Here is a 12,617-nt window from a genome sequence, read left to right on the forward strand (position 1 = left end):
TGAGTTAGAGAGGATCACCTGGCCCTCAGCACTCAGTCCTGATGCAAAGAGGAGATCGCGATGAGTATTCTGGCAAATAAGGACACCCGCGTGGTGATTCAGGGGGGTGCTGCAGGTGTCAACGCGGCCCGCCGCATGGCGGAGTTCTGTTACCTGATCAAGCGCCCGCTCAATGTTGAAGCGTTCGTCTATCCGCCAGACGCCGGCAAGACCAACGAGATTCCCTACGGCAGTGGTTTGATCGCGATTCCAATCTACAAGACCGTTGCGGAAGCGACGAAGAACCATCCGACGATCAACACGAGCCTTGTCTACATCGGCGCGGACCGTGCGATGAGGGGAGGGATGGAAGCGCTGGATGATTCACATATTAAGGTGGTCTCGATGATCACCGAGGGTGTGCCGGAGAAGGATGCGAAACTGCTCGGCGCCCATGCCCGGAAGTTGGGCAAGGTCTTCAACGGTCCGTCATCCATCGGCATTATCTCCGCCGGCGCTTGCCGGTTGGGCGTAATCGGCGGAGCGTTCGACAACCTCGTGCTCTCAAAGCTCTATCGGGAAGGTTCTTTCGGAGTCATCACCAAGTCGGGCGGGCTTTCCAACGAAATCATTTGGATCTGCTCGCAGTTCGCCGACGGCATCACGACGGCGATCGGCATCGGCGGCGATGCCTATCCAGGCACCGACTACGTCAGTTACCTCGAAATGTTCGAGCATGATCCGCAGACGAAGGCGGTGGTCATCGTCGGTGAAATGGGCGGCGATCTCGAAGAGCGGGCGGCCGAGTGGTACGGTGCGAAGAAGCGCCGGATCAAGCTGATCGGCGTCGTCTCCGGGTTCTGTCAGGAAAGTCTGCCCAAGGGAATGAAGTTCGGCCATGCCGGCGCCAAGGAAGGGATGAAGGGAGAAGGCTCGGCCCGATCGAAGTCGGAGGCCCTCAAGCAATCCGGCGCGTTGGTGCCTGAGACGTTCGGTGCGCTTGGTCCCGCGATCAAGGACACGTATCAGGGATTCTTGAAGTCCGGTCTGGTCAAGGAGGTCATTGAGCCGGTCAGTCTTCCAAGGCTCCCCAAGACCGTCGAAGAAGCGATGAAGGCGGACGAAGTCGTGGTGGCGCCGCTCATCCGCACCACGATCAGCGACGACCGGGGGGACGAACCTTGCTACGACGGCTATCCTGCCTCCGAGCTAATCAATAAAGGGTATGAAATTCCTCATGTGATCGGTTTGCTCTGGGACAAGCGGCTGATCTCAAAGCAAGAGGCTGAAATCATCAAGCGAATTATGATGTTGTCCGCCGACCACGGCCCCTGTGTGAGCGGTGCTTATGCGACGATTCTCGCGGCCTGCGCCGGCATCGGGCTGTCGCAAGCGGTGGCAGCCGGCTTGATCATGATTGGGCCTCGCTTCGGCGGGGCCGTGACGGATGCCGGCCGCTGGTTCAAGTATGCGGTCGATAACAAGATGAAGGTCGACGAGTTTCTGGCTTACATGAAAAAGCACGTCGGGCCTGTGCCTGGTATCGGCCACCGAGTGAAGAGTTTGCGCAACCCTGATAAACGCGTGAAGGAACTCGTGGGTTACGTGAAGAGCTTGCATATCAAAACGCCCTGTCTCGATTTCGCCTTAGAGGTAGAGCAGGTGACGGCGGTGAAGAAGGATAATTTGATTCTGAACGTGGACGGCACGATGGCGGCTGTGTTGGTCGATATGGGCTTCCCGGTCGATAGTTTGAACGGATTCTTCATCCTGTCGCGTACGATCGGATTGATCGGTCACTGGGTCGATCAGAAGCGACAGGACAGTCGTTTGATTCGGCTGTTCGATTACCTGGTGAACTATGCGGCGCCCAAACGAAGAGAAGTGCCGCCTCTCAAGTAAGTGCTGAGTAACGAGTGCTGAGTCCCTGAGTTGCGAGTCCAGTCTCAGCGCCCAGCACTCAGAACATTGAAGGAGTGAAGCCATGTCTATAGATCTTGCCAAAAGGCTGTACGATAAAATGCCTGGGGTCTTCGAGAAGGCCAGAAAGAAATTCGGTCGCGGCCTCACCTTGACCGAAAAGATTCTCGTCTCGCATGCCGACAACTTTGACGCCCAACAGTGGGAGCGAGGGAAAGCCATGTTGGCGCTCCGTCCCGACCGTGTGGCGATGCAAGATGCCACGGCGCAGATGGCCATGCTGCAGTTCATGCAGGCCGGCAAGCAGAAAGCGGCGGTGCCGAGCACGATCCACTGCGACCACTTGATTCGCGCCGAAATGGGGTCCGAGAAGGACCTGCTTCGTGCCATGGACGAAAACAAGGAAGTCTACAACTTCCTGGCCTCCGCGGCGAAGAAGTACGGCATCGGCTTCTGGAAGCCCGGCGCCGGCATCATTCATCAGGTCGTGCTGGAGAATTATGCATTCCCGGGCGGCTTGATCATCGGCACCGACTCGCACACACCGAACGGTGGTGGTCTGGGTATGTTGGCGATCGGTGTCGGCGGGGCGGACGCAGGCGAAGTGATGGCAGGACTCCCGTGGGAAGTGCTCCATCCGAAACTCATCGGTGTGCGCTTGACTGGTAAATTGAACGGCTGGACCTCGCCGAAGGACGTGATCCTCTACCTCTGCGGTCTTCTGACCGTCAAGGGTGGGACCAACAAGATCGTCGAATACTTCGGTCCCGGTTCGGAGACGATCAGCGCCACCGGTAAAGGCACCATCTGCAACATGGGTGCGGAGTTGGGCGCCACGACTTCCGTGTTCCCCTTCGATCAGAAGATGGTCGCCTACATGAACATTACGGATCGAGCTGATCTGGCCAGCTTGGCGCAGTCGCACAAGGAGCTCTTGGTGGCTGATCCGGAGGTCTACCAATCGCCCGAGAAGTACTACGACCAGATCGTGGAAATCGATCTGTCGAAGCTGGAACCGCACGTCGTCGGTCCCCATACCCCGGATTTGGCCAGGCCTGTTTCCAAGGTTGCGGCCGAGGCGAAGGAGAAGGGCTATCCGGTCGAATTGAAGGCGGCGTTGATCGGGAGCTGCACCAATTCCTCTTACGAAGACATCAGCCGGTCCGCTCACATTGCGCAGCAGGGGTTGAAGGCTGGGTTAAAAGCCAAGACGGCATTCCTTGTTTCACCCGGATCCGAGCGCATCTATCATACGATGAAACGCGATGGGTTCCTCGACACCTTTGAGAAAATGGGGGGCACCGTGCTGTCCAATTCTTGCGGCCCCTGTATCGGCCAGTGGAAACGTGCGGATGGAGTAAAAGGCAGGGCCGATTCGATCGTCAGCTCCTTCAATCGAAATTTTCCCGGCCGTAACGACGGCATCAGCGAGACGCGGTCGTTTTTGGCCAGTCCTGAAATCGTGACGGCCTATGCGCTGACGGGCGATTTGCGGTTTGATCCCATCAATCAAAATCTAAAGGCCGCCGATGGTAAGGAGTTTAAGCTGGAGCCTCCCGTGGGAGAGGAACTGCCTGCCAAAGGTTTTGCCAAGGGTGAAGAAGGGTATGTGGCGCCGGCTGAAGATGGCTCAAGCTTGACCGTCGATATTCCGCCGACCAGCGAACGGCTGCAATTGCTGCAACCGTTCCCGCGTTGGGATGGGAAGGATTTCGATAAGCTTCCGCTTCTGATCAAGACCAAGGGCAAGACCACGACGGACCACATTTCACCGGCAGGGCCTTGGCTCAAGTTCCGTGGCCACTTGGACAAGATCAGCGACAACATGTTCCTTGGCGCCAACAGCGCGTTCGCATCGGAGCCTGGTAAGGGCACGAACGTCCTGACCGGCGAGGCGAATTTGAACATCGCGCAGATTGCCCGCGCGTACAAGTCGAAGGGTATCAGCTCGATCGTGGTCGGCGATGAAAACTACGGCGAAGGCAGTAGCCGCGAACATGCGGCTATGTCGCCACGGTTCTTGAATGTGCGGGCGGTGATCACGAGGAGCTTTGCGCGTATCCACGAAACCAATCTGAAGAAACAGGGGATCTTGGCGTTGACCTTCTCTGATCCGAAGGACTACGAGAAGATTGAGCAGAATGACCGCATCAGCGTGACGGGGCTCGGCAGTCTGGCTCCCGGCAAGCCGGTACAGGTGGCAGTCTACAAGGCGGATGGCCGATCGCTCACCATCCAGGCAAACCACAGCATGACGGCACAACAGATTGCGTGGTTTAAGGCTGGCTCAGCGCTGAACGCGCTGAATTAACTCACTGGTGAGGGGGAGAATCATGGCACAAGCAGACAAAATTATTTACACGAAGACGGACGAAGCGCCGATGCTGGCGACCTATTCGTTCCTACCGATCATCAATGCCTTTTCGAAGGCGGCGGGCGTGACGGTGGAATTGCGGGACATTTCGCTGGCTGGCCGCGTGATCGCGGTATTTCCGGAATATCTGACCCCGGCGCAGAAACAGCACGATGCCTTGGCGGAATTGGGCGAACTCGCCAAGACGCCCGAAGCCAATATCATCAAACTGCCGAACATCAGCGCGTCCATCCCGCAATTGGTCGCCACGATCAAGGAATTGCAGAAGCAGGGCTACAAGCTGCCCGACTATCCGGAAAATCCGAAGGACGACAAGGAAAAGGACATCAAGACCCGATACGACAAGGTCAAGGGCAGCGCCGTCAATCCAGTCTTGCGCGAAGGGAACTCCGATCGTCGCGCGCCCTTGTCCGTGAAGGCCTATGCCCGGAAGCACCCGCACAAGATGGGCGCCTGGTCGTCCGACTCCAAGACGCATGTGTCACATATGAAGGGAGGCGACTTCTTTTCAAACGAAAAGTCGCTCACAATTCCTGCCGCGACCACGGCCAAGATCGAGTTCGTGGGTGCGGACGGCAAGGTCACCGTTCTGAAGGACAAGATTGCTCTGCAGGCCGGTGAAGTGCTGGATGCGACCTTCATGAGCGTCAAGGCGCTGCGTAAGTTTTTGGAAGAGCAGATCGAAGATGCCAAGAAGCAGGGCGTGCTGTTTTCGCTCCATATGAAGGCCACGATGATGAAGATCTCGGACCCGAAGATCTTCGGTCATGGCGTCACTGTCTACTACAAAGATGTGTTCGAAAAGCATGGTGAGACGTTCAAGAAGATCGGAGTGGATCCAGACAACGGTCTCGGCGACGTCTATGCTAAGATCAAGTCCCTGCCGGACGATCAACGAAAGGTCATCGAAGCCGACATCCAGGCCGTCTATCAGAGGCGGCCGCCGATGGCGATGGTGAACAGTGACAAGGGCATCACCAACCTCCACGTGCCGAGCGACATCATTATCGATGCCTCCATGCCGCCGGTGATCCGCGATTCCGGCAAGATGTGGAACCCTCAAGGCCAACTGCAAGACGTCAAGTGTGTGATTCCTGACGCCAGTTACGCGCCGGTCTATCGCGAAATTGTCGAGTTCTGTAAGCAGAAGGGGGCCTTCGATCCCCGTACGATGGGGACGATTCCGAACGTCGGCCTGATGGCGCAGGCGGCGGAAGAATACGGCTCCCACGACAAGACCTTCAAGGCGCCGAGCAACGGCACGATCCGTATCGTGGATGCGTCCGGCAAGACCTTACTTGAGCACAAGGTGGAAGAAGGGGATATCTGGCGTGCCTGCCAGGTGAAGGATGCTCCGATTCAGGACTGGGTGAAGCTGGCGGTGAGTCGGGCCAGGGCGACCGGTGCGCCGGCGGTTTTCTGGTTGAACAAGGATCGCGCGCACGACGCTGAATTGATTAAGAAGGTCAATGCCTATCTGCCGAAGCATGATACGACCGGCCTCGAAATCAAGATCATGGCGCCGGCCGATGCTTGCCGCTTCTCGATCGAGCGGATGAAAGACGGCAAGGATACGATCTCCTGCACCGGCAACGTATTGCGCGATTATTTGACGGACCTGTTCCCAATCCTCGAAATCGGCACCAGCGCCAAGATGCTCTCGATCGTCCCGTTGTTGAACGGCGGGGGGTTGTTTGAGACCGGAGCGGGAGGTTCGGCTCCCAAACACGTACAGCAGTTCCAGGAAGAAGGCTACTTGCGCTGGGATTCGCTCGGTGAGTTCCTCGCGCTGGCTGCTTCACTGGAGCACCTGGCGAAGGTGGGGAACAATGCAGTCGCCAAGATCCTGGCGGACACGCTGGATCAAGCCAACGCGAAATTCTTAGAGTCCAACAAGTCTCCGGCCCGTAAGGTCGGCGAGATCGACAACCGCGGCAGCCATTTCTATCTCGCGCTCTATTGGGCGCAGGCCTTGGCTGCTCAGACGGCGGACAAGAAGATTGCGGAGACGTTCCAGAAGATCGCTAAGGACCTGACCGACCACGAAAAGACGATCGATCAGGAGTTGTTGGCGGCGCAGGGGAAGCCTCAGGACGTCGGTGGATACTATCACCCGGACGACGCAAAGGCTGCGAAGGCGATGCGCCCAAGCGCGACGTTGAATCGGATCATCGACGCGATTGCCTAACAGGACCGAGTCGCGAGGACTGAGTAGCTAGGACTGAGGACTGAGTTATTGATTGAGGACGAGCATCAGTCCTCAGTCCTGAATCACGACGCTATCACGGTTGAAAACTAAGAACTATGACAACGGACGATACCCAAAACGTGATCGATCAACCCGAGGTGATGAAGCCTCGGATGGTCACGATCGAGATCGCCGGCAAGAAGGTAGACGTGCCGGAAGGGATCACGGTTGTAAAGGCCATGTGGTACGCGGGCATCGACGTGGTTCGGGGGATCGGCTGCCTCGGCGGGTTTTGTGGCGCCTGCGCGACCTACTACCGGACGAAGGACGATCCGAAAGTAAGGACTTGCCTGGCTTGCCAAACGGCGGTGCAAGATGGGATGTGCTTCACGATGATGCCGCCGTTCCCCGCGCGTAAGGCTATCTACGAGATCCAGAAACTCCAAGATCCGAAGCAAGACCTGTTCAACTTCTATCCGGAAGCGCCGCTCTGTCGAAATTGCAATGCCTGTACCGAAGCCTGTCCCCAGAGGATCGACGTGCGCGAGGGAGTGTGGAAGGCTGTGTTCGGCGACTTCAAGAGTGTCTCCGAAATGTTCATGGACTGCGTCATGTGCGGCATGTGCACACCGGTCTGCATCGCCGATATCGCGCCGAATCTTGTCGCGCTCTATGTCAGCCGGGCTCAGGGCGCACACTTTGCCGAAAAGCCGATCGGACTGGATACCCGCATCAAAGAAATTCAAGAGGGTCGGTACAACGACGAGTGGCACAACGTACTGAAGATGAACGACAAGGAACTTGCCGAGCATTGTGCGACTGTTAAGTGAAAAATTTGGAACGTGTGAAAGTCTTAAAGTCATGGTTCAGCAGCAATCGTGAACCTTTGAACTTTCCCACTTGCTACGGTTGAATCATGGACATCCACGCACTTCAGCAAATCGTCCACAAGACTCGGGATGCCAGGCGTAAGCAGACCATTCCGAAATTCTCGCCCGCCGACCGCGATCAACTGATTCACAAGTACCATCCTGATTTCCGGGCCAGCGCCTACCGGCCCATTCGGTTCGGTCCGAACGAGGGCGAGAAGACCGTGGTTGAATTGGCCACCCTGCTCGAAGGTGACAGCCCCATTCACGACGATCTCGACCTGACGCCGCACCATCAGACCGATGTCCTGATCATCGGCGGCGGCGGAGCCGGCTGCGCGGCGGCCCTGCACGCCCACGGAGCCGGCGCCAAGACGATTCTCGCGACCAAGCTTCGGTTGGGCGATTCAAACAGCGTGATGGCCCAGGGAGGGATGCAGGTGTCCGTGGCACCGGAGGACTCTCCGGTCACCCATTTTCTCGACACGCTCAAGGGTGGGCATATGGAGAACGACCATGCCCTGCTCAAGGTCATGGTCGAGGAAGGGCCGTCGATTGCGAAGTGGCTCTTGGAATTGGGTGTCTTGTTCGATCGGCAGGCCGACGGCAATCTCCATGTAAAAAAGGGCGGCGGCAGCTCCAAACCGCGACTCGTGACCTGCTCGGACTACACCGGGCTGGAGATCATGCGGGTGCTCAAGGATGAGGTCCTCAACCAGAAGATTCAGCTGCTGGAATTCGCCGCGGCGATTGAACTGCTCAGCGACGACAGCGGCGCCTGCACCGGGGCGATCTTCAAAGATCTCGACAATCAGCGTCATGTCGTGGTCGCGGCCAAGTCGGTTATTCTGGCGACCGGTGGAATCGGCCGGCTTCACATTCAGGGATTCCCCACGAGCAACCACTACGGCGCGACCGGCGATGGGCTCTGTTTGTCCTACCGCATGGGAGCGAAGCTGGCGCACATCGACACGTTTCAATACCATCCGTCGGGAGCGGTCTATCCGGAGCAATTGATCGGCGCGTTGGTCACAGAGGGCATCAGATCCGAAGGCGGCCAGCTGGTCAATGCCAAGGGCGATCGGTTTGTGAACGAGCTGGATACCCGCGATGTGGTGTCGTCCTCGATCATCCGAGAGTGCGAGGAAGGCCGAGGCATCCGCACGATGTCGGGCCGCGTCGGCGTCTGGTTGGATACGCCGATCTTGGATGCCGAACACGGAGCGGGCACAGTGGAGAAACATTTCCCGGCGATGGTGCTGCAATTCGAGAGGTTCGGCATCGACATCAGCAAGGATCCGGTGTTGATCTATCCGACCCTGCACTACCAAAACGGCGGGGTGAAGATCGATACGAACTCGGAAACGAACGTGAAGAACCTCTTCGTGGCCGGCGAGGCGTCCGGAGGACTGCATGGACGCAATCGATTGATGGGCAATTCGCTCCTCGACCTGATGGTCTATGGCAAGCGGTCCGGTTTGACGGCGGCAGGACGAGCCGGATCGATGAAGCAGGGCAAGCTCACATTGAAGCATCTGGAGCGGTTCCGCGCCGAGGCGAAGCAGCACGGGAATGTGAGCGGCGTGATCTCACCGATGATCCTGCCGGCGTACACCAGGAAAGTGGGTTAGAACTGCAACGGGGCATTTCTTGTGCTCGCGCAACGCGGCACACGAAATGGAATTTTATCCCGTCGCCAAGATTATTTGGAGGGGGCTCCGGGTCGAACAAGTTCTGTTTGGCGGTGCTCGCAATGGGTGAAGGGCGCCTCTCGACGCCCTTAGGGTGGGTGGGTGAGAAGGGGCGCAGTAAGAAACGTCCCCGTCGCAGTCCTTTTTGAATGAGGTAGAGAATGAACGTTCATGAATTTCAAGCCAAGTCTCTCTTCGCGCAATTCGGCGTGCCGGTGCCTCGCGGGAAGGAGATCACCTCCCCGGATGCTGCGACGGCTTGGGCCAACGAGCTGAATACACCGGTCTTCGTCGTCAAGGCTCAGATCCATGCCGGAGGACGGGGCAAGGCCGGCGGCGTCAAGATCACCAAAGATAAGACTGCTGTGGCCGGGTTGGCCAAGGAGTTGATCGGCAAGACGCTGGTAACGCACCAGACCGGTCCGAAGGGGCGCCAGGTCAATCGCCTCCTGATGGAGGAAGGGGCGAACATCGCCAAGGAACTGTATCTCTCAATCTTGGTCGATCGCGACACAGGTTGGCCGACCTTCATCGCCAGCACCGAAGGCGGCATGGAAATCGAGGAGGTGGCTGCCCATACTCCGGAAAAGATCGTCAAGGAGGCGATTGATCCGGCGGTGGGATTCCAGGGACACAACGGCCGCAACGTCGCCTTTGCCCTCGGACTCCAATCCATCGAGCCCACGGTGATGAATCCTTTCGTTAAGCTGCTCGAAAATCTCTATCGTCTGTTCATGGAGAAGCACGCGGCGCTGGTCGAGATCAATCCGCTGATCATCACGAAGGAAAAAACCCTGGTGGCCCTGGACGGCAAAGTCTCGTTCGACGACAACGGCCTTTTTAAGCACGAAGACGTGCAAAAGATGCGCGATCTGAATGAAGAAGAGCCGCTCGAAATCGAAGCCACGGCGAACAACCTGAACTATGTCAAGCTCGACGGCAACATCGGTTGCATGGTGAACGGTGCAGGCCTTGCCATGGCGACGATGGACGTGATCAAGCTGGCCGGAAGCGAGCCGGCCAACTTCCTGGACGTGGGCGGCGGCGCGACGAAAGAAACGGTGGCCGCCGGTTTTCGCATTCTTCTGAAAGACCCGAACGTCAAGGGTATTTTCATCAATATCTTCGGCGGCATCGTTCGGTGCGAGCGGATCGCGCATGGAGTGATCGAAGCGGCCAAGGAAGTGAAGATCTCGGTGCCGTTGGTTGTGCGTCTGCAAGGGACGAACGCAGAGGAAGGCCGCAAGCTGCTGGCCGAGTCGGGCTTGAAGCTCGAAGTGGCGAACGATCTGTGGGAGGCGGCACAGAAGATTGTGAGACTGACCGGGAAAGCAGCGTGAGAGAAGGTGCGCCTGGTCGAGTCTCAGTGCTCGTCCACCGCGCACAGGAGAGTCGATTCATATTATGAGACATCGGTCGGTGCTCGGTGGATGTGCCCAGTATGAGCCCCGACTCGTCACACCTTCTCAAAAGGAAGAACAGGAAAAGAGGGAATCGTGAGCATTCTCGTTGATAAAAATACACGGGTGGTGGTGCAGGGGATTACGGGCAAGGAAGGGTCGTTCCATGCGACCCAATGCAAGGCCTATGGGACTAAGATGGTCGCGGGTGTCACACCTGGGAAGGCCGGGCAGGAAGTGGAAGGCATCCCGGTGTTCAACACGGTGGCCGATGCGGTGAAGCAGACCGAGTGCGATACCTCGCTCATCTTCGTGCCGCCGCCGTTCTGTGCCGACGCGATTCTCGAAGCAGCCGATGCCGGTATCAAATTGGTCATCTGCATCACTGAGGGGATTCCCGTCAACGACATGGTGAAGGTGAAACGAGCGCTTCGCGGCCGCGATGTTCGTTTGATCGGACCGAACTGCCCCGGCGTGATCACGGTGGATGAGGCCAAGATCGGTATCATGCCGGGCTTCATTCACAAGAAAGGCGTGGTCGGGGTGGTATCCCGCAGCGGCACCTTGACGTATGAAGCAGTGCACCAACTCTCGACGTTGGGATTGGGAGAGACGACCTGTGTCGGTATCGGTGGTGATCCAGTGAACGGCACGGGATTCGTGGACGTCTTGCCGCTGTTTGAGAAGGATCCCGAAACTCACGCGATCGTCATGATCGGAGAGATCGGCGGCGACGCCGAGGAAAAAGCCGCTGAGTTCATCAAAAACAACATCAAGAAACCTGTGATCAGCTTCATCGCCGGTATTACCGCGCCTCCAGGCCGCCGCATGGGCCATGCCGGAGCGATCATTTCCGGTGGCAAAGGCACTGCCGCTGAAAAGATGAAGACTCTGGAAGCGGCTGGGGTCACAGTCGTCAAGAATCCAGCTGAGATCGGTGCGGCGGTCAAAAAAGCGTTGGGACGGTAGTTTCCAGGTACATGCTTCCGTTGGCATCCTCCTCTGGTGCCACAGCCATGTCCGATGGGGTATTGGATTTACCGATAGCTCCAATCCGTTTTATCTATTTTCAAAAATGAGCGCGGGGTTGCTACTGTTGGCGCCGTTCGCCGAATGTCTACGAAAGGAGCATCCCCTCATGATCGCTCTAGAGGCGGAGAGGTGGACTCTCATGCCAATCACCGCAACAGCGGAACCTGGGGTCGGTTCGGGCGTAACGACGACGGAAGCGTCTCGCATCGCCCCGCTGACCATCGACGAGATCCTGACGGATATCAAATTTCGCGACCCAAATTCGTTGAAGAAAAATATTTTCTTTACCTTGGGAGGGCGATGAATGAACACCAGAATTTCGGCGATGATTTGCCTCCTCTGTGTCTTCAGCTATTCGGATCTCACCAGGGCACAAGATCCGTACAGCCAACGGGTCGCCGATCCCTATGCGATATCGCCTAATCCCCCGAACATGTCCGCCGGTACGCCCGAGCTCTATCTTTCCTTTATGGCGGGCGTGGGAATGCCGCTCAGTGAGGATGCCACGTTTACTGATGGGTCACAGCCTACGGTGATGCCGAATATCAACTATGCGATGAAACAGTCGATCGGTGGCAACGCTGGGATCTGGTTTCCAACCAGGAACAAATTGGCGGGACTCGATCTCGGCGGTGAAATCGAGGGTTTTATCTGGTTTCCGGACGTGAACTGCTGTGTGGAGAATTTTAATGGGGTCTATCTTCCCGACGGAATGTTCCAGGGCACCACGACTGAAATGCAAGGCGTCTACGTCGGCGCCAATTTCCTGATTCGAAAACCGATGGCGGTTTCCGAGGCCTATCCCAACGGGCGGTGGTTTCCGTACGTCGGGGTCGGTGTGGGAGCGCATCAGATAGCGTATAGGCCAGGTGGATTCCGGGGAGCTGGTTTTCAGAACGCCATCACCGACCAACGGGATACGACTGTCGGGTTTCTTGCAAAGGGAGGACTCAAGTTCCATCTGTTCAAGTACCTGGCTGCGTTTGCTGAGGCGAAGTATACGCAGGCCTTTCACGACCAGCTGGGGACGGATCGGTACGGGGTGTCCGAACCTGGCGCGCAAAATCTAACCATAAATACTTATTCATCTACGATCCAAACGATCTTTGTGCATGCTGGCTTGTCGCTTCACTTTGACGTGAAACCGTAGGTTCGTGCAAGAGC

9 protein-coding genes are annotated in these 12,617 nt (G+C 57.3%); all 9 read left to right on the forward strand.

Annotated features, from left to right (window positions below; genetic code table 11):
• Positions 1–60 precede the first annotated feature (60 nt).
• The 9 genes from P0119_21730 to P0119_21770 all read left to right on the forward strand — a co-directional run bounded on the left by P0119_21730 (position 61) and on the right by P0119_21770 (position 12,603).
• Entirely contained in the window at positions 61–1,881 is a 1,821-nt protein-coding gene (locus P0119_21730) for a citrate/2-methylcitrate synthase (GenBank protein ID MDF0668680.1), read from the forward strand.
• A gap of 82 nt (positions 1,882–1,963) precedes the next feature.
• Positions 1,964–4,210 carry an aconitate hydratase gene (locus P0119_21735; GenBank protein MDF0668681.1) on the forward strand — a complete coding sequence of 749 codons (2,247 nt, stop codon included), beginning with the start codon at positions 1,964–1,966 and terminating at the stop codon, positions 4,208–4,210.
• A gap of 22 nt (positions 4,211–4,232) precedes the next feature.
• Positions 4,233–6,461 carry an NADP-dependent isocitrate dehydrogenase gene (locus P0119_21740; GenBank protein MDF0668682.1) on the forward strand — a complete coding sequence of 743 codons (2,229 nt, stop codon included), beginning with the start codon at positions 4,233–4,235 and terminating at the stop codon, positions 6,459–6,461.
• A gap of 116 nt (positions 6,462–6,577) precedes the next feature.
• Positions 6,578–7,291 (forward strand): 2Fe-2S iron-sulfur cluster-binding protein, encoded by a 714-nt coding sequence (locus tag P0119_21745; protein MDF0668683.1) that lies wholly within the window; start codon positions 6,578–6,580, stop codon positions 7,289–7,291.
• Positions 7,292–7,377: 86 nt separating this feature from the next.
• Positions 7,378–8,961: an FAD-binding protein gene (locus P0119_21750; protein ID MDF0668684.1), complete on the forward strand. Its 1,584-nt coding sequence runs from the start codon at positions 7,378–7,380 to the stop codon at positions 8,959–8,961.
• Positions 8,962–9,182: 221 nt separating this feature from the next.
• Positions 9,183–10,361, forward strand: a complete 1,179-nt coding sequence (gene sucC / locus P0119_21755) for an ADP-forming succinate--CoA ligase subunit beta (protein ID MDF0668685.1) — start codon at positions 9,183–9,185, stop codon at positions 10,359–10,361.
• 156 nt (positions 10,362–10,517) lie between these two features.
• Complete coding sequence (sucD, locus tag P0119_21760) at positions 10,518–11,390, forward strand: succinate--CoA ligase subunit alpha (protein ID MDF0668686.1); 873 nt, start codon at positions 10,518–10,520, stop codon at positions 11,388–11,390.
• A gap of 202 nt (positions 11,391–11,592) precedes the next feature.
• On the forward strand, positions 11,593–11,757 hold the full coding sequence (locus tag P0119_21765) for a hypothetical protein (GenBank protein ID MDF0668687.1): 165 nt from the start codon (positions 11,593–11,595) through the stop codon (positions 11,755–11,757).
• Positions 11,758–12,603, forward strand: coding sequence for a hypothetical protein (locus P0119_21770; GenBank protein MDF0668688.1), 846 nt, complete (start codon positions 11,758–11,760; stop codon positions 12,601–12,603). It begins immediately after the preceding gene.
• Positions 12,604–12,617: the final 14 nt, after the last annotated feature.

The organism is Nitrospira sp., assembly GCA_029194665.1.
GTDB lineage: Bacteria > Nitrospirota > Nitrospiria > Nitrospirales > Nitrospiraceae > Nitrospira_D.

What these genes read in the sequence shown, in the direction of transcription:
- P0119_21730 (MDF0668680.1), top strand. Translation starts at nt 61, where the DNA reads ATGAGTATTCTGGCAAATAAGGACACCCGCGTGGTGATTCAGGGGGGT.
- P0119_21735 (MDF0668681.1), top strand. Translation starts at nt 1,964, where the DNA reads ATGTCTATAGATCTTGCCAAAAGGCTGTACGATAAAATGCCTGGGGTC.
- P0119_21740 (MDF0668682.1), top strand. Translation starts at nt 4,233, where the DNA reads ATGGCACAAGCAGACAAAATTATTTACACGAAGACGGACGAAGCGCCG.
- P0119_21745 (MDF0668683.1), top strand. Translation starts at nt 6,578, where the DNA reads ATGACAACGGACGATACCCAAAACGTGATCGATCAACCCGAGGTGATG.
- P0119_21750 (MDF0668684.1), top strand. Translation starts at nt 7,378, where the DNA reads ATGGACATCCACGCACTTCAGCAAATCGTCCACAAGACTCGGGATGCC.
- sucC (MDF0668685.1), top strand. Translation starts at nt 9,183, where the DNA reads ATGAACGTTCATGAATTTCAAGCCAAGTCTCTCTTCGCGCAATTCGGC.
- P0119_21765 (MDF0668687.1), top strand. Translation starts at nt 11,593, where the DNA reads ATGCCAATCACCGCAACAGCGGAACCTGGGGTCGGTTCGGGCGTAACG.
- P0119_21770 (MDF0668688.1), top strand. Translation starts at nt 11,758, where the DNA reads ATGAACACCAGAATTTCGGCGATGATTTGCCTCCTCTGTGTCTTCAGC.